The sequence below is a fragment of the Dissulfuribacter thermophilus genome, from assembly GCF_001687335.1.
Taxonomy (GTDB): Bacteria; Desulfobacterota; Dissulfuribacteria; order Dissulfuribacterales; family Dissulfuribacteraceae; genus Dissulfuribacter; species Dissulfuribacter thermophilus.
Map to the genome: position 1 here is coordinate 109,376 of NZ_MAGO01000004.1, position 23,520 is coordinate 132,895.

The window sequence follows — 23,520 nt, forward strand, 5'->3', positions numbered from 1 at the left end:
ATCTATAATTTTGTATTTCAACCTCAAAAAAAAACAATATCTAATTATTTAAAAACAGAAAGAATTCAATTTCTTCTTGTAAAATTTAAAGCTTCATCTTTAAAAATGAATGATGTTATTGCCAAACCAAACAAAGTGTTGCTTGCCTTTCTTGGGGAAAAAGACAGACAAGAATACCTTGAAATTATAAGTAATTTATCTAAAAATGCTTGGTATCAAATTATCAAGGAATCCAACCGTCATCTGGTGTCATCTTTATTGTATCTTCGATTTAAACAACGCGATCTTATAAAAGAGATCCCACCACAAGTTCAAGAAGTATTGCATAAAATTTATTTACATAATTCGGCAATCAATTTAAAAAAATACCATACGTTAGCCCAAATATTAAAAATTCTAAATCAAGCAGATATCCCGGTTATAGTCCTTAAAGGGGGTTATTTAATAGAAAACGTATATCAAAATATTGGAGCACGAGAATTATGCGACTTTGATCTCCTTTTTCAAAAAAAAGACCTAGCAATGGCCGAAAAGGTTTTATTACGAGCGGGCTATTATAGTAAGGACTGCCCGGTTCTCTTGGATCTTCACTGGTATGTTGAACAATATTTAAATATTAACATGGCCAGAATTTGGCAGCGTGCTGAGCCAGCAACCATAGCTGGGCAAAAGGTTATGAGCCTTTCTCCAGAAGATCTGATAGTCCATTTATGTGTGCATAACGGTTTTCATCATCTGTTTCAGAAGGTAGGTTTGAGGGCGTTATGTGATTTACAAGCAACCATTGGCCATTTTGAGCAGGCCATTAACTGGGATCAACTAATTGCTGTTGCGGATGAATGGGGAGTCCGAGATTGCGTAGCACTTTGTTTGCAACTCACCAATGACCTACTTGGTACCCCAGTACCAAACAAGATACCCAAAAAGCTTAAATCTTCAAATTTTGATCCTTTGCTTCTGAATTGGGCACGAACGCAGATTTTTGATAAAAGTTCTGATAAGTACGGACAGAAAATTTCCATTTATTTTTGGAAGCTTTGGAGTGAAGCATCTTGGAGAGAAAAACTTGCTTCTTTCAAACGTTTGATTTTCCCATCATCTGAGTACTTGTCGCAAAAATATCCCACCGTATCAGGGAGCAGTACAAACAAGTTATTTTATCTCCTCAGGTTATGGGATCATCTTGGGCATTATTGTAGTGTTCTTTGGCAGATTTTAATGCGGAATCCCGAAATGCTCAGAGAAATTGAAAAACAAAATAAAAATATCACTATAATGAAAAAATTAGCTAAAGATGCTATTTGGATTTACAGATAATTTTTCCATAATACAAATTACCTATGGATCTAGACAAATTGACAAATTTTATTTCGTTAACTGTTAATTTTAATATTAATCTTGAAAATTAAACATTAATCCTTTAAAACCCCTCTCAATGACCTACCTGTGGAAAATTATTGCATTTACCATCCTTACCCTCCTCTCCTATTTTCTACACCAATATATTGATCACCTTGCTTTCCATCAGAGCTTCCATAGCTTAGCCCCAAGCTGGATAACATGGGCGGTATTCGCCCTTTGGGCCATTTTCCTTACAGCGGTTTTTTCTGCATATGTGTCCGGACCAGGGAAAAGGCGTGGGGCCAGTGTCTTCCTATTTGGTTTGACCCTTGTAACCATAGTTATTGGCACGACCATGCCTGGAAGTTGGAAGATGACGATACTATTAGATATTTATGCCTTTATCCAAAAGATTTATGGATTAACCCTGGCACATTTTGCCAGGACAGTGAATATAAGCAAGTTAGCACATCCCCTCCTCTTTGGCTTTCTTGGGGGGATATGCTGGCTACTTGCCAGAGACAGATCGCCTTTTATGAAGGCTGCTGACATCGCCATGCTTGCCGGGGCCACAGAGATGATGCAGTTGTTTGTAAAGGGAAGGACTGCAAGTTTTCTGGATTTTTTGCTTGATTGCGCTGGTGGAGCAGGTGGGGTAGTACTTTTCCTGTTGTTCATAAGCTTGCTGCGCAGGGCAGAGAAAAAGGCGGTGATCTGAATCCTAGTAGTAAAGGATCTTCATAAGACTTTTAGGGAAAGGAGTCTCAAAAAGCTTTTACTGGGGCGCCCCAGGAGGCACTTCAGTGCTTTGAACGGGGTGTCGCTTTCTGTCAACAGGGCAGAGGTTGTGGGGCTTTTAGGCCCCAATGGAGCTGGTAAAACCACCTTTATCAAGATACTTGCAACCCTTATTGAACCAGACAGGGGAAAGGTCTTTGTAGGCGGCTATGATGTAGAGAAGCATCCCTCCAAAGTTCGAAGGATCATAGGCCTTGTAAACACCAACGAACGTTCTTTCTACTGGCGCCTCACTGGCAGGCAAAATCTGGACTTCTTTGCAACTCTCTATGGGCACTGGGGCAAAGAAAAGGAGAAGAGAATAGACGAGGCCCTTGAGACAGTAGGGCTTACCAACATGGCAGATAGGCGTTTTTTCTGTTATTCCACTGGACAGCGCCAACGACTTGCCATCGCAAGGGCACTTTTGAGCAATGCCCGACTCATCCTTTTTGATGAGCCAGCCAGTAGCCTCGACCCACTGGCCGCCTCAGAGCTTGCGCGTTTTACGCGAAATCGCCTGGTGAATGAACAGGGCATGACCGTAATCTGGTGTACCCATAATCTTACCGAAGCAGAAATAGTAAGTGACAGGATTGCCTTTATGAAAAATGGAAGGGTCGTCGCGTGTGGGAGCCTCGAGGAAATACGCCACAGGCTGGCAAGGGAAGAAACCTATGAAATAGAGATAGAATACGACTCCCTGGCCCAAATCAGGATTGAACACCCGTATGATGTGCTGAAAAAGGGATCGAGCCGACTAGTGCTTCGGGTAAAGGTTGGTTCAGATGAGCTCCCTGGATTCATCTCCTTTCTGTGCAGAAAAAAGGTGAAGGTCTATTCCTGTAGGAGGATCGAGATGGGACTAGAGGAGATATTCAGGATTTTGTCATCCGGAGATGAAAACTGGCTAGAGGTAGAAAATTGAACCTTTCTGGAGAGATCCGTAAGGCCGCTGCATTTCTCTTGAGAGATCTTCAACTGGCAATGGGCTATCCCCTCAAATTTGCCAGCCAGTTGGTAGGGATATTGGCCTCAACCTTTATGTTCTACTACATATCAAGACTTGTGGACCAGAATGGATCAGGCTCTCTAGCTGCCTATGGAGGAAACTATTTTCCGTTTCTCTTGGTGGGAATCGCACTTTCTGACTACCTTATGTTTTCCATAAATGCGCTTTCTAATGAGGTACGAAAGGCCCAGGTCATAGGGACATTTGAGGCAATACTCGTTACGCCGACCCACCCGTCTCTCATTCTCTTTTCATCGTGTCTCTATTCTTTTCTTTTTACCAGTGTACGCATACTCTTTTATTTCCTGGCAGGAACAGTCCTCTTTGGTGTACGTTTTCCACCAATATCTCTTTCTGCCCTCACTGTATCGCTCATACTGACCATACTGCCCTTTTTAGGCATAGGGCTTTTGTCTGCAGCCATTATCATTGTGTTTAAACAGGGTAACCCATTGACCTGGATATTTGGTTCTTTTTCCGGGCTATTGTCTGGGGTGTTTTATCCTGTATCTGTGTTGCCCCACTGGCTTCAGCCATTTGCCGCTTTTATTCCCCTTACTTATGGGCTAGATGCCGTGCGAAAGGTCCTGTTGACTGGCGCTGGGATACTTGAAGTTTCGCACCAGCTCCTGGTCCTCCTATTTTTCTCTATAGTATTTCTTGGAGTCGGATTGGCTGCAGTGGCCTATGCACTGAAGATCGCACGAAAAGATGGGACATTGTTGTACTATTGATTAGTAATAGGACGTTCCCTATCTCAACTAGAGTTGATCAGACAGATGTGAATACCTTTGATTTTTGCAAAAAATAATCGTAAGCCCGAATGTAATGTTCCTTGAGTGCCAAAACTAGTTGATTCCATGTCAAAGCTGCTTTATTCCAGATTATGCGCTCCAAATAGAGAACAAAGAGATTTTTTCTTTACATTTCAGATGATTAGCAATATTATACCTTTTGTTACAATTCACGCAAAAAATAAACTGGATTTATACTGAAAGGACATTTCCTAACGGAAATCAATTTGACAAAGCGACTTACAGGAGGGGGAGCGTTCTATGGTAGAAATACTGTTTTTTGGGTTCTTATTTGGTGCAATCATCTACCTTTCAAAATTGAACAGAAATGATGTTATCAGTGGGTTAGCAATGCTGAAAGATTTCAGTGTTGCAAAAGCCATCGCAGTGGCAATTGGTCTAGGCGCAATCTTATTGAACACGGAAATAGCACTGGGGCTTGCCACGTATCACATTAAACCTTTTATTTCAGGTGGAGTAATACTAGGCGGCCTGTTGTTTGGAGTGGGAATGGCCATTTTGGGATATTGCCCAGGTACATTGCCTATATCCCTAGGGCAGGGATCAATAGATGCATTGTTTGGTATTTTCGGAGGGTTACTAAGTGGGTTTGTATTTACGCTGTTATTCCCACACATGCAAGGCATATTAGGGCCTAATCTTGGTAAAATTTCATTATACACCCTTTATGGTAGCGATCCTGTGAAATTTTTTGTCCTCACCTTTATCATTGGTGCTGGCCTTATAGCAGTGGCATTTTTTATTCACAAAATAGAGGGAGCAAAAAATTTACGTTGGTTTTATGGTGGAATCGCCCTTGCCATTTTGAATTCAATTGCTTGCCTTTCAGCCACTACAGGACGACCCATTGGTGCATCGACTTCTTATCCTTACCTAGCTGATATAATAGTCGGATTCACTCAAAATTCTTATTTTGAAAAGATCCAGGCCCCTGGGCATTGGGAAGTGATCTTTTTGGCAGGTGCATTGATTGCGAGCCTTGTATTGTCAGTGATGAGAAAGGAATTCAAAATCACATTTGTTCATTCTCGCTGGGCATCTATTAAAGGCGATGCTGTTCCAAAACGTTTGACTTGGGCCTTTATCGGTGGTTTCATCCTCATATTTGGTGCAAGGATGGCAGGTGGATGCACTAGCGGCCATGTTATATCAGGGGGAATGCAACTTGCCCTCAGCAGTTGGACCTTTGCAATATTTGTCTTCATTGCATTCCTGATTACAGGTAAACTCTTTTATAAGACCCCCAAAAAACTCTAACACCTCGCCTTCTAGATACCTTGGGGAGCACATTTATTGTGCTCCCCATCAAACAGTTCAGTCAAAAACCAATGAGCCAATAGGCCTCAAATAAGGGGAAACCTTGAATTAGGGTTGCAACTTCGGCAAAATTGCTAGCTGCATGATCCGGGATAATAATGCACAATGATAGGAACCAAAAAGGAGATGGGAAATGGAGGGAAAGATCGTTGACCAGACTATTTTCCAACGGACGGACGGAAAGATATCGGCGGATCTTGAAGGCGAAGAGGTCATACTCGATATGGACAGCGGCATGTACTTTGGATTGAACGAAGTAGGCCAGTTCATATGGAAAAGACTTGAAGAACCCTCTTCCTTTCGAAGCCTTTTGGATTCCATGCTGTCAGAATATGATGTAACAGAGGAGCAATGCCGTCAGGACCTAAAAACTTTTTTGAATGCCCTGCTGGAGGCCGGCCTCATCCAGTTAGTAGAATGAACAAATGGGGAAATTATCCAGGTTCATATGCCTTGAACCTCTAGAGAAAAGGCTTTTTTTTCTCTCCTTAGGCTGGATATTATTTACGCGATTTGCCCTTACCATATTTCCTTTTAAAAAGACCCTAGCTTTGGTCGAATCACAGGCAAAAAAATATCTGAAAAATCCCAAAGCCACTTCTGGAGAGATTTCTGTTGCCAGGCTAGCGTGGCTGATTTCACGCGCTGCCCATATAGTGCCTGGCTCTACCTGCCTAGTCCAGGCCTTAGCTGGAAAGATAATCTTTGCCTCGCAGGGGATAAATCCCAAGTTTCATATTGGTGTAAACATGCAAGAAAAACATGACCTCGAGGCCCATGCCTGGCTGACCCTCGATGGAGAGGTGATATTGGGGCAGATGCCGAACCTTTCTAAATTCAAACCATTGTCTGGGGCCTCACTGCTAGATATATGAGTGCAATTGCCGGAATCTGTTATTGGGATGGAAGAGACGTAGCCAGAGAAGAGCTTTTGGCAATGGCCAAGGCCCTGGCCCATCGCGGTCCTGATGGGAAAAATATCTGGCATAAAGGCCCTATTGGCCTCGTGCACCTAATGCTCCATACAACTCCCGAATCCCTAAATGAAAGACTGCCCCTAGAGGATAAGGCAACCGGATTGGTCATAACTTCGGATGCAAGGATCGACAATCGTGAAGAACTGCTTGAATCCCTCGGTGTTAAGGGACGGGAGGCATCCCAGATGCCAGACAGTGAGCTAATACTCAAGGCATATAAAAAATGGGGAAGAAAGTGCCCAGAAAGACTCTTAGGAGATTTTGCCTTTGCAATATGGGACTCGCGGGAACGCACCCTTTTTTGCGCGAGAGACCACATGGGGGTGAAACCCTTTTACTACTATGCCTCCAGGGATTTTTTCGCCTTTTCCACTGAAATAAAGGGACTTTTGGCACTGAACAATGTCTCGCGTAGGATCAATGAAGTACGCATAGCCGACTTTCTTGCTGCCATAGTTTTGGATAATGAAAGTACATTTTGGCGTTCGATACTACGCCTGCCTCCTGCGCATTTTTGTGTGATTCGAAATGGTATTTTTGAGAAAGGTGCTTACTGGCAACTACCCTCTGAACCTAAAAAACATATTAAGAGAGATAGTGAATATGCTGAAGAGTTCCGTCATATATTCACAGAGGCAGTCAGATGCCGCCTTCGCTCTGCCTTTCCCCTGGGATCTTATTTGAGCGGAGGTCTCGATTCCTCTTCCATTGTATGTGTTGCCGCCGAACTTTATGAAAAAAAGGGCATCGATGGCCCCCATGTCTTTTCAGGTATTTTTGACGAAATAGCCCAGTGTGATGAACGAAAATACTTTATGCCAGTAGTTGAAAGATATAATCTCCCCACCACTTTTGTTTATGCAGACCGCCTAGAGCCCCTTGCTGAGCTAGAGAAAATGCTCAATGAACAGGACGAACCCTTTTTTGCTCCGCATATATTCATGAGTCGGGCCCTTCTGGGCTTGGCCAGGGAGAATGGTTTCCGAATAATGCTGGACGGACATGACGGTGACAATACGGTTTCCTACGGGACAGGGCTTTTATTAGAGCTAGCTGGGGATTTCAAATGGCTCAAGTTGGCAAAGGAGTGTTATTGCCTAACGGACGGTTCACTACATGAGGCCTTGGAAATTGCCTATGTTGCCATACGACGAAGATGCGTGCCACTAAGTATAAAGTGTATGGCAAAGGTCGTCCGGCAAATTCTACACATCTTTAAAGCCGAAAGGCAAAAGGAATCTCAAGAGCTGATTAAGCCCCCTTGGCATAACATATTGAATGATGAATTCATAAAGAAAACTGGTTTGATTGAGCGGTGGAGAGATTTCAAAAAAAACGATCCATACCGTGGAGATCGCGAATTCGAACGCCACCGCCGTGCACTGTACCAACCTTTTATGCCCTATGGCCTGGAAGTCCTGGATCGATGTGTATCAAACTTTGGTATTGAGGCCAGATATCCTTATTTTGATAAAAGATTGATTGAGTTTTGTTTAGATCTTCCAGCACGTCTTAAATTACATCGCGGACTGAATAGATACATAGTACGATTTGCATTAAAGGATATACTTCCTGAATCTATTAGGAAAAGAAAAAATAAAAGTGATTTTACTGCGAATTTGATACACGGATTACGAGTAAGAGATAGAGATAGGCTTCAGCAGTTTTTGCAAAAAATTTCGCATGAACATAAAGAATTTTATCAGGTACAAGAAATAGAACGGATTAGAGAAGGCTTTTTGAACATGGATCAAAACCCTACTGCATCTGATGCATTTACCCTATTGAAAATACTTGTGTTGACTCTGTGGATCAGTAGTGCTAAAAATATTTTTCATTAAGAATTTAAAAAGATTGTAGGTGGGGAAATTCTGTGAAAGATACAGAGTACGATATCAAGAAAACTAAAGAAAATCGTAAACAATACTCAGCTCCCATATTGAGCCGCCTTGGAACAGTAGAAAATTTAACCTTGGGTCACAAACATGGGCCAGGTACAGACGCTGCTTTTATCTATCCCTATCATCATAAGGGAGGCAAAACTTTTTCTCATTCCCACCATAACTAACCGTACCAATTAATCGTGCATCAAAACTACCACAAATATAAGGCCTATGGACTTCATATAGAATCAGAGGTTTCCATTCCCGAATTTGAAACAGCTAGATTTTCAAAAAGTGATGTTTCAATAATCCTTAAGCGCCCTGAAAGAAGGCCGCCACGCCTTCGAGGACTGTCAGGAGTACGTTTTGAAATCGCTCAACAATATAGTTGTCTATTTTGGGAGGACGTAGGCCTCTTTCAGATAAAAAATGGAAATCAAATAACAGTATCACCCTTTCCTGGTGCGTACCGAGAGATTGTACGGCTGCCTATAGCTTCTACATGTATGGCTCTCCTTCTTGAACAACGGGGGTTTTTAGTAATTCATGGAGCGGCATTGGAAATAAACGGCGCAGGCATTGTATTGGTGGGTGACAAGGGATATGGCAAATCCACCTTAACTGCATATCTTTTGGGCTCAGGAGGAAGACTCCTTTCCGACGATGTCACAGCCATCTCGATTGACAGCAATGGGGCATGGATTATGCCTGGCTTTCCCTCCATGAAACTTTGGCCTGATGCTATTAATTTTTTGGGCAGAGATGCGGATGCGCTGAAACGGATTCATCCTTTGGTTGAAAAACGTGCAGTGCCCATGACCTCAAATTTTGCAACAAATCCGACCAGATTGAGATCACTTTTCTTTCTGGGAAAAGCTGACACGATCCAATTGGAACAGGTTGACAAGGCACACAGGGCTTCTACAACTCATGGATGGACTATTTTTTGCTTATCATATAAAAAAAATAGACAAAAAGGTGTCTGAGCGCAGATTTAGACTTTGTGCTGAAATTATGAAAGAATATCCTGTCTGGTTACTCAAACGGCCACCTAAACTTACGCTTCTGCCTAAGTCAGCTCAAAAGATCTACACTGTAATTTAAAAACCACTTGCATAAGCAATAATACTGGAGTAGTCTTTTAAATGGTAATTTGTCCGGGATGGAGGTAATCATGAAAACAGCAAAAAAAAAGAAAAAACCTTATTTTTCTCCTAATATGAAAGAATTGGGGACAATCAAAGATCTAACCCAAGGATGCAGCGACGGAAATTATACTGATCAGGCTTTTCCTATCCACACTCCCAAAAAGGATCTCACGTTTACTCAATAGTGCTATTAAAGTTATATCCAAAAATGGGGGGATTCAAAAATGAAAATTCAAAAAAAAATCGTCCTTTTTTTTGTATTGCTATTAACATTAATGAGTGTAGCCTCTGGTTGGGCTATGACCCAAGAAGACCTCAAGGTGACTATTCAGAAAGAGGGTATTGACAAGGCAGTTGTGGCTGCGCTCGCCGAAGGCATGAATCCTCAAGAAATTGTGAAAGCGGCTCTTAATGTTGAAGGGCTTAACCCAAGGACCATACTTGTGGCGCTTTGTAAGGCAGGAGTAGATACAGATACCATTACAAAGGCAGCCCAAAGCAATAATGTTGGCCAGATGTTCGTGGCATCAGCGTGCCAGGAATGTAAGAAACTAGACCACCTGAGGGTGGCTATTCAGAAAGAAGGTATTGACAAGGCCGTTGTGGCTGCACTCGCTGAAGGCATGAACCCTCAAGAAGTTGTTCAAACGGCTCTTTCTGTTGAAGGGCTTAACCCAAGGGCAGTTATCCTTGCTCTGTACAAGGCAGGCGTGGATCATGCATCCGTTGCCAATGCTGCGAAGAACAACAATATAGGCCAGATGATATTAGCATCTGCACGTGCTCAGTTTTTATCAAAGAATGGAGAGGGTGCCCAGCCTTATACTCCTGCTCCGGCACAGCCATACACGCCGGCAGCACCCGTGGCCCCAGCTCCACCAATACCAGGGCCTGCAGGAGGAGGTTTTGTCCCTGCTGAGCCATATGCCAGTCCTAGTACGCTATAACTTTGTTAACGGCCGTTCATAAATCGTCTAATTCCTTCTTAACATAATGTGTGTTTTAGGCTATAAGCCATCCTAAAAAGGGATGGCTTTGTTTTATGCCTAAAACCTCTTTATTGATGCTGGATACAAGAGCTATTACGCTCTAATAATCTATATAGCGAGGTGGGTTATGAAAAGATTTCTTTGCTTCATTTTGTTGGTAATTGGGACTACATTAGTTGCTTGGAATCATGCCAAGGCCGACGAAGACCCTACAGCTTCGGTCCAAACACAGCAGTTACCAGAATCTGATGCATTGGGCCTAAGCGATGCGGAACTGGGTAAGAGGACCACACAAGAGCCGGAGGCCTATGTACCAGTTTCGGTTTTTGGGACAAAAGGTGGTTACGTCCACCCCTTCATGTCTGTTACCTTCCAGACGTCTGACAACATAAACTTTTCCAGTGTTAATGAAAAATCGGATTGGACTGCTATTTACACTCCTGGCATCTGGTTGGCCGCTCCTGCCAAGAAAGAAATATTTCTCAATCTAGATATATATAATACCTCACCAGGTGGACGATATAAGCAGATCTACACCCCAGAATCTTTTACTCGTTACCAGGCCTACGCACTTTATGTAGCTGACATAGAAGATTTCCATAATCACTCGGAAAGGGATACAACCAAACAGTCTGCAGAGGCATATTTTCAGTACAACCTAAGAGGTGGCCTTTCTGCCAGTATTTACAATAAATATTTAGACACAGAAGACCCAATGGCAGTTGGCTATACCACTATTGGGACTGTTGTCGATAAATATGTAACCAACCTATTGGGTGTAATAGTAGAGTATGATTTTGGCCAAAAACTTCGTATGCGCTTTGACTATAACAATTTTTACCTGGACTATGATAAAGCCTTCAGTAAGGGGAAAAACAGGACTGACAACTCCTATTCAGTATATCTGTATTACGATTACTCGCCAAAGACTTCATTCTTTGGGGAGTATGAATATGTTGACGTAAATTATGATATAAGCAAGATACAGGACAGTACGCAAAATTACGGGTATCTTGGCATCGAGTGGAAGCCAACGGAAAAGGTGGCGCTTAAGGCAAAAGCCGGTTTGATAAGTAGGGACAGTAAGAACCCAAAGGCCAATAGCGTCACTGATCCTGTAGTGGAATTGACCTATGAACACAAGTTCACAGCAAAAACCAATATGAAACTATTTTGGGCCAACAAGCTCAATGAATCAACCATCTCCACATCGGCTTACTCAAAAGACACCATAATCAACCTCCACCTCAACAAAATAATTACTGAAAAGATTGAAGCGACGCTCTTTTTGGATTACACACGTAATGACTTCAAAGGTACTATCGGAGCCAGTAGGGTCGACAATGTTTATACCATTGCACCTAAGGTCAGATACGTATTCAAAGATTGGTTGCAATCAGAAATTGGCTATGAGTATGTTAAAAGGACATCTGATGTCAATCTTGCGGAGTTTGAAGCAAATACATTCTTTGTGCGTGTGTCTGCAGGTTTCTAACAAGGCTATGAGTTGTAAAAAACTGATTTTTCTAGTTCTGGGAGCCCTGTTTGTCTTCGTAAGCGCTAGTTTTGCCAGTTCGGGTGGTTACGTTGTTGGCGAAGGTGATGTGCTGAGGATAACCGTTTATGACCATCCAGATCTTGAAACCAAAGTACGAGTCAATGGAGAGGGGCAGATACTAATGCCCCTCTTGGGCCATGTGGATGTGGCAGGCCTTACTGTATCCCAGATTTCAAAGAAACTGGCAAAGATGCTTGCAGACGGTTACCTGGTTGATCCCCAGGTCAACGTATTCATAGAGGAATATGGTAGTAAAAAGGCCGTTATCCTAGGCATGGTGAAGAATCCAGGCCTCTATGAACTCAGTGGCCCAACAACCCTTTTAGAGCTTATCTCAAAGGCAGGGGGGCTTTCTAAAGACGCTGGTAACAAGGTCACAATCAAAAGAATTGACCCAGACGGAAAGAAGAAGGTCATTAATATTGATCTTAAGGCCTTGATGGAGGGCGGAGACATATCACTTAACATTCAGATAAAGGATGGAGACAACGTGTATGTCTCCAAGGCAGGGATGGTTTACGTAACTGGGGAGGTGAAGGAACCAGACGCCTATAAAATAGATGAAGGGACCACTGTGATCAAAGCAATAGCCCTTGCCGGAGGTTTTACTGGTAAGGCTGCAAAGGGCAAAATAAAGATTATTCGGATGGTTAATGGCAAAAAGAAAGTACTAAAAAATGTCCCCTTAGATACAGCGGTTTTACCTGAAGATGTGATAGTGGTGCCTGAAAGTTTCTTTTAATGAATGGCCCATAAATAGGGGCATCAACTGGATTGCGACAAAGAGATACACTGTATCTTTGTTGTTTCAGTGAAAATATAAACATAGGATGAGGTTGGGTAATGGAGGTTCAACAGATAAATGAGCAGGAAATCCACCTGCGAGACTACATAAGGGTCCTAAAAAAGCGAAAAAAAATAATCATTACTTTTGCAACTATAACTATTGCAGTCGTAGTGCTGGCAACCCTTGCTGCAACACCCTATTACAAGGCAAGTGTACAGGTCCTCATAGAAAGAAACTACGATGCCGAACTCATGGGAAGGATGTACATCCCCTATGATCCAGAATTTTTGGAAACCCAATTTAACATCATAAAAAGCAGAAATGTCATAGACAGGGTAGTAAAGAAACTCAAACTTGATACGGCATACAGACAACATTTCTTCAAAGAAGAGCAGCGGTCGTTCCTTGCACCAGTGGTCTCCTGGATCAAAGACACCATCAAATCGGTTATGCCATCGAAAAAAGGAACAGCACAGGATGAAGAGGATATTTCTCTTGAAGCCCAGGTAAAACCTCCAAGCGATGCAGATATCATAGCAAAAATAATCCAAAGTAGGCTCTCTGCCAAACCTGTACCCAACACCAAGATCGTCACTATAAGCTATATGGATGAAAATCCTGTCCTCGCGAGCCTCATAGTGAACACCATAGCAGAGGCCTATATGGACGAAATGCTAGACATCAAGATGAATGCCAGCCGTTATTCCATTAAATGGATGACCCTCAAGGCAGAAGAGGAAAAGAAAAAACTCGAGGCCTCGGAAAGGGCCCTTCAGGCATACACGCGAGAACACGACATAGTCACCGTTGAAGACAGGCTGGCAGTGATCCCACAGAAACTCCAAGAGTTTAGCACCCAGCTCTCCAAGGCCCAGGCAAAGAGAAAGGAATTGGAAGAAGTCTACCGCCAGATTCAACAGGCCGGAAATGACACTGCAGCACTGGAAGCCCTGCCGATTTTCAGTGAAAACAAGACCCTCCAATCACTGCGCGATCAAATACTGAAGGCAGATCAGCACATTGCAGAACTGTCCAAAAAATATGGCCCCAAGCACCCCCTCATGATCAAGGCAGTAGAAGATCGTGAAGTCCTTTTGAGAGAAAAGCAAAAGGAACTCCAGCGAATAGTACATTCCACAGAAATGAATTACAAACTGGCCAAATCCACTGAGGAAAATCTGAAGGATCTCCTTGAACAGACCAAACAGGAACTCATCAACCTGAAGGACCGGATGATCCAGTATGACATACTAAAAAGAGAAGCAGACACAAATCGTGCCCTCTACGATGCCCTCATAAAACGTATAAAACAGCAGAGCGCTAGTGAACAGACCCAAACTGTAAACATCTGGGTGGTAAAAAAGGCAGAGGTCCCTGTTGCGCCTGCAACACCCAAAAAGAAACGAAATCTCTTACTGGCAGTTGTGTTGGGACTCTTTGGCGGCATAGGAATGGCATTTTTCGTGGAATACCTGGACAACACTGTAAAATCAGTGGAGGAAGTGGAACAAAAAACCGGACTCCCTGTCCTCACAGTGGTTGCGGACGTCAAAGAAAAGCATGAATCCATCGACAGACAGGTGCTAGAGCATCCACGTGGCCCAATAGCAGAGAGCTTCAGGGCCTTGAGGTCCCAACTCATGCTTTCTTCTGCAGAACATCCGCCACGCTCAATCCTCATTTCCAGCGCAGTGGAGGGAGAAGGCAAAACAGCCTTGGTTGTAAACCTTGCAACCACTCTGTCTGAGGCCAATCGTTCGGTACTGGCAATAGACTGTGATTTGCGAAAACCCAGACTTCACAAGGCATTTAACCTCGTAAATGACAAGGGCTTGAGTTCGTATCTCGTAGGAGAGGCAGGAGAACAGGATGTCATTGTAAATCTATCAGAACCAAAGATAGATGTCATGACCTCTGGGCCCATCCCCCCAAACCCAGCAGAACTTCTTGCCTCAAACCGCATGGAAGAACTTGTAACACGTATGAAGGACAAATATGACTTCGTACTCTTTGATTCGTCTCCCATATTGAGTGCTACAGACAGCCAGATTCTCAGCCGTCTGGCCGAAGGGACGATACTTGTTATTCGTGCAGGAGAGACCACCTTTGAACAGTTACAAGGCGCCCTGAGACTCTTCAGGAGCGTAAATGCAAATATCCTTGGTATTGTACTAAATGGCGTGGATCTGGGTAAGAATGAGCAATATTACTACCACGGATATTATTCCTATTATGGATCAGAATAGCCTCCAGTACCTTTGTGATAGGCGTTGAGTATGATAGATATCCACTGTCACATTCTGCCTGGCCTCGATGATGGTGCCGATGATGAAGACGAAGCCCTGAGGATGGCTAGTATTGCTGTTTCCGACGGTATAAAATATGCCATTGCAACCCCACATGTTTTGACCCCATCCCTTTCGCCAGAAGAAATCAGGATCAAGGTGGAGTCACTAAATACGCTATTCAACCACCATGGGCTGGACTTTGAGGTCTTTCCAGGCGCTGAAGTCGGCTTTTATTCTGATTTGTCCAATTTCGACCACTATCATTTAAATGGTGGCCCATACCTTCTCCTTGAATTTCCCCATGGTCAACTCCCTCCAACAGCAGCAGAACGGATATCCTTGTTGCTACGAGACGGCCGAAAGCTGATTCTGGCCCACCCAGAGAGAAATGAATCCGTTATCATGGAGCCAAAAAGGCTTCTGGACCTTGTTGGCCCCAATGTATTCGTCCAGATATCTGCCGGGAGCCTTACAGGGGAATTTGGGCCTGATGTCCAACGTTGTGCCATGTATCTCCTCAAACAGAAGATGGTTAGTTTTATAGCCACAGATGCGCATTCCTCGCACCATCGCCCGCCCGTCTTGTCCAAAGCAGTGAAAGTGGCTGCCAAAGTCATAGGTAAGGATACTGCCAAACAGCTAGTGACCACCAATCCCATGCAGATTATTGATGGGCTCAGGGTATAGAAAGGTAGAGTGATGAATAACAGGGTATGGTCAATCGACTTTATCCTTTACATTGCCATTTTGATCTTCTGCCCACTTGCCTTTGGCACAGTTGAAACGTGGTCCAAGACCGTAATGGAGTTCTTGGTCCCTGTTGCCCTTTCCATTTTGCTTCTGCGGATCCTTTTAAAAAAGGATGGTCCCTGGCTTGGAGTTCCAGGCGCGACTCCATTGTTTTTGCTGTTAATTTATATGCTATTCCAGGCTATACCCCTGCCCCCTGCACTACAAGGCCTCATCTCTCCTTCATCACAAAAGGTCTACAGCTCTCTGGAAATACTTTCCGGCCATTATCCTTCCCTCCCCCTTACTGTAAACCTGCATGACACCCTAAAAGAGTTCTTTAGAATAGCCACCTATTGCCTATTCTACCTCCTCACTGTCAACTTGCTTCGAAGGTATTCACGGCTCAAGGTGACCCTGTCTATTGTAGCTGGGCTTGTTGGGGTAATTGCCTTTTTTGCCATATTGCAAAAGTTTACTGCCCATGACCGTATCTACTGGTTTCGTACTGTTCCTGCAAACGCCCTCCCTGTAGGACCATGGGTTTATCACAACCACTTCGCAGGATTTATGGAGATGCTCATTCCTCTGACTGTGGCGATGTTCCTCTATTACAGGCCAAACGTCTCGTATAAGACCACCCTTCGGCAAAAAGTGGTGGAGTTTCTCACCTTCCCCACTGCAAACCGCCACATCTTATTGGGATTTTCAGGGATTCTTGGAGCGACATCTCTCTTCCTCAGCCTTTCAAGAGGAGGCATTATCTCGTTTTTACTTTCATTTCTCATCTTTGTTTTTCTCATTGGGAGAAAAAACAAGCGGATACGCGGCATATTACCGGTTGTTGCCATAATCCTTCTCTTTGTACTGGAGGTAACGTGGTTTGGATGGGACCCCATTGTCGAACGCTTCAACAAGATGTTCAACGAAGAGGGAAGACTATTTGATGGCCGTTTCAAAATATGGCAGGACTGTGTGAAATTGATAAAGGACTTTTGGCTTTGTGGTGCTGGTTTTGGGACCTTTGAACACATTTTTCCCCTCTACAGAGAAAAAATGGACGCTGCAGTTAAAGTCTCCCATGCCCATAATGATTATATAGAAATCTTGACAGATGGAGGGATCATTGGCCTCATACTCATTGGCTGTTTTTTGGCCTCCATCATGATGCATGGATGGCGCAGAATCCAAGGCCGAAGAGACATATTCTCCATCTATATATTCATAGGGGCATTTTGCGGGATTTTGGCAATACTTTTCCACAGTTTCACTGACTTCAACATGCACAATGGTGCCAATGGCCTCTATTTTTTCTTTCTATGCGGAGTCATGGTCTCAGCAGCAAATGTAAGGCGATTCGGGAAAAAAAGAAAAAATTTGTTAAAGCAAGGTAGGCTACCAGGTGCTGTATTCGTTCTTTCACTGGCCCTCATAGTTTTGGGGGCTCGATTCAATGTAGGGCAAATTATCTCCAACAATATCTTTGACCAGATCAGTAGGATCTATCTGAATCCTCACATTCCCCAAGAGCGTCTGCTCCAGATGAGGGCCTCTATTCAAAAGGCCATTGAAGCAAGTCCATTCGAGGCCAGAAACCATTTTGCCGCTGCAAACATAGACGCATTTCTCCTCAAACCTGCCCAGACCATGAAGGAGTACCGCGACACCTTGTGGCTAGAGCCCACCAATTCTGATTTTCTCATGAGAGTTGGGCTGTATGTTGCCCAATTGAATTATGATACAGGAAATTCTTTGATCAAACTGGCCATCCAATATGACAACCTCCATGCTGATTTGCGTTTGGCATATGCGCGCTGGTTATTTGAACAGGGACGTATGGATGAAGGCCTAGAAGAATTGAAAATTGCCATGAGCCAGGACCCAAGCCGCCTGAAAGATTGTATTGCCCTCCTGATGCTCTATGGCATGGATGCACGCACAATGGAGCGGATCCTTCCAGACAAGGCGCAACTTTACCTCAAGCTTGCATCATATTTGGATAAGGCAGGAAAAAAAGATACTGCGGCAAAGCTCTACCGCAAGGCACTTAACAAGGTTGACAATGAGGAAAAGATCAGGCCATGGTATTTTATCACCCCCTATTGGTTTTTTATGAGGCACCAAATGTACGATGAGGCCCTCTTTGCTATAAACCAGGGGATACGCTACCTACCCAACAATAGCAGGATTCGACTCAGGGCAGGTGACCTTTATAGGAGGCTGGGCCTTGTATTCAGAGCAAAAGAAGAATACAGGCAGGTACTGGTCATTGACCCAAATAACAGCGAAGCAAAAAGGAAATTGAAATTACTGAATCAAAAATAGGCTATAAATCCACCACATCTCCTTGTATCTCAGCTTAATCAGTCACGTGTTTTTCTGCGTACTGAGCCAATACCTCGTGTATTCTATAGGGGGGACGGACCTTAAAATAATGATCCACGACCATGTGACCTATTTCATGTGATAGGACCCTCAGGTTGCAATCTCTGACAGACAGGTAGATCGTCTTTTCACTGAGAGAGTAATAGGCAATGTGTTTGGCTCGTCTACCGTATTTCTGGTAATATACCTGTTGCACATCCTTTGAAGAGGGTAGGAGGACCAGGGAAAAATGGACGTATTGAGGAAACATATCGAGGACCGCTTCTACCTTCTCAACGATTATGTCAACTTTTGCGCTCACTTCATCAGAGACAGTCACCAAGGGTCTATTTCGGAGGAGATAACCCAGACGTCGTCCCAGATATAGTCTTTTATTGAACTCACGCAATAGATCATCGTCTGAGTAGCGAATGGTTGCGTATCTGGTCTTTAATTCTTGCCCAAACGAGACATTTGAAATCAGTAATGAGAGAAAAAAAATAAAGATAGCCGAATAAACAGCTTTATTCATCAGCCACCGAAAAGAAGCTCAACGTATTTATGGCATCGGCATTAAGACGTTTGATGCGTTCAAGCTTCTCGCCGCAATCTCCTTCACTTGAAATGATCCTGTTGATTTCTTCGTGGGTCGCTGTAAGAGCCCTGATCTTGGTGGCAAGGTTTTTATTGAAGCTAGTCAATTTGTCCGCCAATTCCTTTGCCTCGTCCTTTTCCCTCAACTTGACTGAAAATCCTATTTTTCCACTATTCATCTCATCCAGGACCTTTTCAAAGCGGTAAAGAGGACCTGCTGTGCGATGGGTCTGAAAAAGCACATACAATACCACCAATAACCCACATGGTATTAAAAGCACCCAATTAGCCATGGCAAACTGCCAAAAGAGGGCCAGGGGTGTCTTATTGATGGAAAGATCATTATCCCGGTATACTAGCGTCAGGGAGTCAGACGACAAAAAGATCAATAAAAGACTGAGGATCAACGCAGAGCACACTAGGACCATGTAGGTTATGAACATGTAGCGGCCCTGGTATCTCTTATTGATGAAAAAGTTGCGGCGTTTGTATCTTTTACTCATGGCTTTTCAATCTCGATATTCTTGGTATGGATTTCCACCTTTGCTTTTTTCCGTAACTCATCAAGCCATTCTCTGAAAATTTGTTCGCGTCTGAATTCGGTTATAATAGTAGCAATTTCCTCGTCTGTGACGTTGTCGTCTGCCTGGGTTGGAGGGCCAACCTGCTTTAATTCAATGATATAACGCCCCCCCATGATGTTTAAGACCCCTGATTTTTCCCCAGGCTTTAGGGAAAGCAGTGATATCCGGAGCGGTAGGGCAAGATTGTCGAATAGATCCGAGACCTGATTAGATGTATTTTTCCCAACGACATCCTTGGCAGAGGAGTCATTCTGGGAAGTGCCGACCTTTGTAAGGGTGAAGGTCACCTTCCTTCCAATTAGGTTCCTGTAAGCCCTAATTTCCTCTTGGGTAGGGGTATAAGAGATGGACCGCATTTTACGGTCAATGAGGATTTTTATGAGGGATTGTTCATAAAAATTCTTCAAAGCTCGGCGAAAGGGTTCTTCCTGATCGATTTTTAGCCTCTTGGCCTCCTGGATGAGGAGTTCCCGGGTAATGAGAGATTCTACGTAGTTAGTACTGCCGCCAAGGAGGGCTGGCTGTTGGTTTAATTGTTGAGCCAATTCAGACGCAGTTATCAATTTCCCATTAACTCTGATTACGTAGTCCTTAACTGTAGTTTTATGAGAGGACCTATCCATCAAAAAGAGACCAACAGTGGAAATCAAAGCGATAAGTATGATGTAGACGACATATTTCATGATTGCTTAATTGGTGGTGACAAGATTAAGGACTAATTCCTTACCTCCGTTTTGATATTAACAGCGACCGCCTATTAGATCAAGGAAAGTATCTTTTAATTTTTAGGAAATATAATCTTTTATATCTAGAAAGCCTTCTGAAGAGCGCTAACCGCAAGTCGAAACATGCTCAATTTCCCTCAACATCGCCCAATAGAGAGCAAACTACGGCCTCAGAAGGCATTTAGAGAGTGTTTAAAATATGCCCATAGGCCCCAAAGATCAATGTAGAATGAAAATCAGGAAAATAAGCAGACAGACCACCATGGATGAACTCCCTGGAGCCCGCAGAATCTACTGCCTGGCGAACTTGATGTGGCCCTATTTCGTAGCGTTCACACTCCTTTTCTGCTACCGATCAGGAGCTTTGGACGTATATTATGCACAGGCTGCTTCGAAATAGTATGGTGACGGTACTGTTGGATAAGCGCGGTATATGTGTCGAAAGACCTCTTCCGTTAAAGATTCTACATCTTCTTCAGAGTAAGTCTCAACGGGAAGCCCTGTCTCCTCACTCCACAAGAAATCCCTGATTGTGACACGCACGGCATCCCGAGTTGATTCCTTATCCCTCCAGTGATCGATTTTGAGTTTTTCAGATTTTAGGGTTTGCAATAGCTCAACTGCCACTTTCTTGACCCGTTTGATTTCAGCAGAACTTAGTTCAGGCTTTTTCAAAAGATCGAATATGGCCAATGACTCTTCGTCTAATCCTTCCCGGATGGCACGAATTTCTTCTTTGTCTAGCTCCTGAACGAACTTTATGAGGGCCTCGAAGGTTTTCTCGATAGTTAAACGGTCCTTTTCCCGGTTGTATTCCGCCACAATTTCTTCATAATGACGTTGAAAGTCTGTGCGAAGTGGATTCTGTTGCAGGAGTCGCTCAAGCCGCTTTTCTATAGCCTGCTTCAAGCCCTGAACAATCGTTCGCCTGTCTGGGCGCCGCTCAAACTCCTTGCGTAACCGGTCGAAGTCAATTTTACTGATGTTATAAGGAGCCTGTTCTTCAGCCACCATGTCAGGCCGCGTCTCGATAGCTTCGTCAACAACCTTGTGGAGTTCCCGTATTATATCTGTGATGTCCGCCCGTTCTCTATCCTCCTGTAAACTCTTGTAAACAATGTTGACCGCGTCATATTCTTTTCGGAACGCATTTATCCCCTTGACGTTGATGCAGGCTTTGAATTTTTTGAAGACCTCCCTGCACATCACTTCAAAGCGTTTTCGCGTCTCATCGCTCTCATTTGCTGCTTCCTTAGCCGCCACAATGGCGGCATTACGCTCAAAGCCAGTCTTTGTGATGATATCATCCAGGGAGGCTTTGTGATCGGTAAAAAAGGTCCGAACCAGCGAGATGACTTCCTTCAATTCCGCGAGCAATTCTTTTTCGGGTCTTGCCGGCTCACGTTCACCGGCCTCGCCTCCGTGCCCACCATCTGCCTGGCCTGCAAAAGTGGCTAGGGCTTTCCGTAGATACTTGAGGATACCGCAATAGTCGACGATGAGGCCATTGTTTTTGCCTTCGTTCACACGGTTTGCACGTGCGATGGCCTGCATGAGCGTGTGGGCCTTTAACGGCTTGTCGAGATATAGAATTGAAAGGCTTGGGACATCGAAGCCAGTGAGCCACATCGCACAAACAATAGCAACGCGAAAGGGGTGTTCTTCCTCCTTGAAAGCCTCATCCAGAGCCATCCGTTGCATATTGTGGAACTTAGGCTTCTCCCTCAGGGCAGGTGGGAGATCCATCCCTTCTTTGATGAGTCTGCGGTGCGGCTTGACATCCAGCCCCCATTTCTGGAACTTTTCCACCTCGCCCTGTTCCTCGCTAATAACAACGGCCATGCGGGTTTCGCGCATCCATTCGATCTGCCGGCGTAGATAGACCTCTTCTTGCTCATCGGCTGTCGATTTCAGTTCAGTCTCTAACACTGCGATTCGCTCTTTCCAGTAATTGCTGATGAGATTGTACATCCGGACACAGATAATCTTGTCAATACACACCAGCATGGCTTTCCCGGATTCCCACGCGTTCGAGTAGTGCTGCACAAAATCCCTGGCGATTTGATCCAGGCGTTTCTCTGCCGTGATGATGTGGTAATCTCGTTTCAGTTCCCGCTCAAGACGCTGCTCCACATCTATGTCGCTTATCTCGATTTCCTCTAGCTTTGCAGCAACCCGCTCGTTCAGATCACCTATCGCAACTCCGAGTTTGTCCCCGCGGGCGTCGTAGTAAAGCGGGACGGTGGCTCCGTCCTCAACTGCTCGCTGGAAGTCGTAGGTTGATACATAGTCACCAAAGACGCGCCTAGTAATTTCATCGTCCTTGAAGAGTGGGGTACCCGTAAAACCGATATAACTGGCATTAGGCAGAGCGTTCCGCATGTTCAATGCCAGCTTTCCATACTGTGTACGGTGCGCTTCATCAGTCAAAACAATAATATCATCACGTTGGGTGTAGCCCTCGCCTGCGTCAACATCTTGATTGAACTTCTGAATCAGCGAGAACACATACGCTTTCTGTTGGGCGAGCAACCTTTTCAGGTGCTTCCCGCTGCTAGCACGGCACGGATCGCGGTCGTTGTCCACTAGGCCGCATCCTGCAAAAGTCTTGTATATCTGCGTGTCCAAGTCCTCACGGTCAGTCAAAACAAGGAAGGTGAAGTTACTTCCAAGTTTTCTGTGAACCTTGCGAGTAAAGAACACCATCGAATAACTCTTGCCAGCGCCCTGCGTATGCCAGAACACACCTAGCTTGCCCTGTAGTTTCTTGCGATTCCGCACTGCTTCCACTGCCCGGTTGACACCCAGAAATTGATGATTGCGGGCGAGTATTTTGTGCAGTTTCCCCGAGGATTCATCAAAAACGATGAAGTTTTCGAAAAAATCCATGAAGTTTCGCTTTGAGCAGACGCCCTTAAGAAGCGTTTCCATATCTACGACGCCCGGTTCCTCTTCAGACAGGCGTTTCCATTCATGAAAATGTTCCCACTTGCTTGTAATGGAACCGATGCGTGCCTTGACTCCGTTGGCCAACATGATAATGGCGTTGTGATGAAAGAGGTGTGGGATTGTATCTTTATAGTCAGAAAGGTTCTTCTCATATGCAATTCGAAGATTCTTGTGGATATTCTTGCATTCAATGAAAAGTAGGGGCAGTCCGTTGACAAAGCCCACAATGTCCGCCCGGCGGCGATAAAGGTCGCCGCGCACCCACAACTCCCGTACGCAAAGAAAGTGGTTGTTCTCTGGATTGTCAAAATCGAAAACCCGCAGCCGGCTCCTCACCCTATCCCCCTTGTCGTTACGGAAGGTCACACGGACTCCGTCCCTGAGTAACGCATATTTTTCGCGGTTGATGGCCAAGAGCGTTTGCGCTGCGGTTACTGCAGTAATTTGCCGGATTGCATCATCGTAGACGCTCTGGGGAAGCCCAGGGTTAAGTTCCACGAGTTTTGAGCGCAGATACCGCGTAAGGACCACTTCCCGGTCCGATCCCCGACCTAGCAGACTATCCGGCCCGAAGTCTTCGTTGTTGTAGGCATAAACCGACTCCCATCCGAGTTCTTTTTCGAGGTACTCAGCCGTAGTCTGTTGGACCAGGGTGGATTCGGTGTAACTATAAACAGTCACGA

General features: G+C 44.4%; 21 protein-coding genes. 17 read left to right on the plus strand and 4 right to left on the minus strand.

Annotated features, from left to right (window positions below):
- The first annotated feature begins 105 nt into the window (after positions 1-105).
- The 17 genes from DBT_RS04535 (at position 106) to DBT_RS04605 (ending at position 17,946) form a co-directional block, all read left to right on the plus strand.
- Positions 106-1,317 carry a nucleotidyltransferase domain-containing protein gene (locus DBT_RS04535; RefSeq protein ID WP_067616946.1) on the plus strand — a complete coding sequence of 404 codons (1,212 nt, stop codon included), beginning with the start codon at positions 106-108 and terminating at the stop codon, positions 1,315-1,317.
- Positions 1,318-1,435: 118 nt separating this feature from the next.
- On the plus strand, positions 1,436-2,059 hold the full coding sequence (locus DBT_RS11745) for a VanZ family protein (protein WP_083186627.1): 624 nt from the start codon (positions 1,436-1,438) through the stop codon (positions 2,057-2,059).
- Between the two features lie 99 nt (positions 2,060-2,158).
- Positions 2,159-3,046: an ABC transporter ATP-binding protein gene (locus tag DBT_RS04540; protein WP_244155315.1), complete on the plus strand. Its 888-nt coding sequence runs from the start codon at positions 2,159-2,161 to the stop codon at positions 3,044-3,046.
- Entirely contained in the window at positions 3,043-3,864 is an 822-nt protein-coding gene (locus tag DBT_RS04545; RefSeq protein ID WP_083186629.1) for an ABC transporter permease, read from the plus strand. The genes DBT_RS04540 and DBT_RS04545 overlap by 4 nt, the downstream gene beginning before the upstream one ends.
- Positions 3,865-4,185: 321 nt before the next feature.
- A complete protein-coding gene (locus DBT_RS11750) occupies positions 4,186-5,202 on the plus strand; it encodes a YeeE/YedE family protein (protein ID WP_083186630.1) in 1,017 nt (338 codons plus the stop codon).
- A gap of 193 nt (positions 5,203-5,395) precedes the next feature.
- Positions 5,396-5,683, plus strand: a complete 288-nt coding sequence (locus DBT_RS04555) for a PqqD family peptide modification chaperone (protein ID WP_067616950.1) — start codon at positions 5,396-5,398, stop codon at positions 5,681-5,683.
- A 4-nt stretch (positions 5,684-5,687) separates the two neighbouring features.
- On the plus strand, positions 5,688-6,137 hold the full coding sequence (locus DBT_RS04560; protein WP_067616953.1) for a lasso peptide biosynthesis B2 protein: 450 nt from the start codon (positions 5,688-5,690) through the stop codon (positions 6,135-6,137).
- Positions 6,134-8,080: a lasso peptide isopeptide bond-forming cyclase gene (locus DBT_RS04565; protein WP_067616956.1), complete on the plus strand. Its 1,947-nt coding sequence runs from the start codon at positions 6,134-6,136 to the stop codon at positions 8,078-8,080. Before DBT_RS04560 ends, DBT_RS04565 begins: the two co-directional genes overlap by 4 nt.
- Before the next feature lie 32 nt (positions 8,081-8,112).
- A complete protein-coding gene (locus DBT_RS04570) occupies positions 8,113-8,307 on the plus strand; it encodes a lasso RiPP family leader peptide-containing protein (RefSeq protein WP_067616959.1) in 195 nt (64 codons plus the stop codon).
- Positions 8,308-8,322: 15 nt separating this feature from the next.
- Positions 8,323-9,108 carry a hypothetical protein gene (locus DBT_RS04575; protein WP_067616961.1) on the plus strand — a complete coding sequence of 262 codons (786 nt, stop codon included), beginning with the start codon at positions 8,323-8,325 and terminating at the stop codon, positions 9,106-9,108.
- Between the two features lie 188 nt (positions 9,109-9,296).
- Positions 9,297-9,455: a hypothetical protein gene (locus tag DBT_RS12055; RefSeq protein WP_153304046.1), complete on the plus strand. Its 159-nt coding sequence runs from the start codon at positions 9,297-9,299 to the stop codon at positions 9,453-9,455.
- A 39-nt stretch (positions 9,456-9,494) separates the two neighbouring features.
- On the plus strand, positions 9,495-10,217 hold the full coding sequence (locus DBT_RS04580) for a hypothetical protein (RefSeq protein WP_067616963.1): 723 nt from the start codon (positions 9,495-9,497) through the stop codon (positions 10,215-10,217).
- A gap of 169 nt (positions 10,218-10,386) precedes the next feature.
- Positions 10,387-11,754: an outer membrane beta-barrel protein gene (locus DBT_RS04585; protein ID WP_067616966.1), complete on the plus strand. Its 1,368-nt coding sequence runs from the start codon at positions 10,387-10,389 to the stop codon at positions 11,752-11,754.
- A gap of 7 nt (positions 11,755-11,761) precedes the next feature.
- Positions 11,762-12,559 (plus strand): SLBB domain-containing protein, encoded by a 798-nt coding sequence (locus DBT_RS04590; RefSeq protein ID WP_067616969.1) that lies wholly within the window; start codon positions 11,762-11,764, stop codon positions 12,557-12,559.
- Between the two features lie 101 nt (positions 12,560-12,660).
- On the plus strand, positions 12,661-14,850 hold the full coding sequence (locus DBT_RS04595) for a GumC family protein (protein WP_083186631.1): 2,190 nt from the start codon (positions 12,661-12,663) through the stop codon (positions 14,848-14,850).
- Between the two features lie 30 nt (positions 14,851-14,880).
- A complete protein-coding gene (locus tag DBT_RS04600) occupies positions 14,881-15,579 on the plus strand; it encodes a tyrosine-protein phosphatase (RefSeq protein ID WP_067616972.1) in 699 nt (232 codons plus the stop codon).
- A 12-nt stretch (positions 15,580-15,591) separates the two neighbouring features.
- The gene (locus DBT_RS04605) at positions 15,592-17,946 is read left to right on the plus strand and encodes an O-antigen ligase family protein (RefSeq protein ID WP_067616975.1); all 2,355 of its coding nucleotides are present in this window, start codon (positions 15,592-15,594) and stop codon (positions 17,944-17,946) included.
- A 34-nt stretch (positions 17,947-17,980) separates the two neighbouring features.
- Here the strand turns inward: DBT_RS04605 and DBT_RS04610 are convergent, their stop codons facing one another.
- The 4 genes from DBT_RS04610 to DBT_RS04625 all read right to left on the minus strand — a co-directional run bounded on the left by DBT_RS04610 (position 17,981) and on the right by DBT_RS04625 (position 23,518).
- Entirely contained in the window at positions 17,981-18,517 is a 537-nt protein-coding gene (locus tag DBT_RS04610; protein ID WP_067616977.1) for a hypothetical protein, read from the minus strand.
- The gene (locus DBT_RS04615; protein WP_067616980.1) at positions 18,510-19,082 is read right to left on the minus strand and encodes a hypothetical protein; all 573 of its coding nucleotides are present in this window, start codon (positions 19,080-19,082) and stop codon (positions 18,510-18,512) included. Before DBT_RS04615 ends, DBT_RS04610 begins: the two co-directional genes overlap by 8 nt.
- Positions 19,079-19,846 carry a peptidylprolyl isomerase gene (locus DBT_RS04620; RefSeq protein WP_067616983.1) on the minus strand — a complete coding sequence of 256 codons (768 nt, stop codon included), beginning with the start codon at positions 19,844-19,846 and terminating at the stop codon, positions 19,079-19,081. Before DBT_RS04620 ends, DBT_RS04615 begins: the two co-directional genes overlap by 4 nt.
- 417 nt (positions 19,847-20,263) lie before the next feature.
- The gene (locus DBT_RS04625) at positions 20,264-23,518 is read right to left on the minus strand and encodes a type I restriction endonuclease subunit R (RefSeq protein ID WP_067616986.1); all 3,255 of its coding nucleotides are present in this window, start codon (positions 23,516-23,518) and stop codon (positions 20,264-20,266) included.
- Positions 23,519-23,520 lie beyond the last annotated feature (2 nt).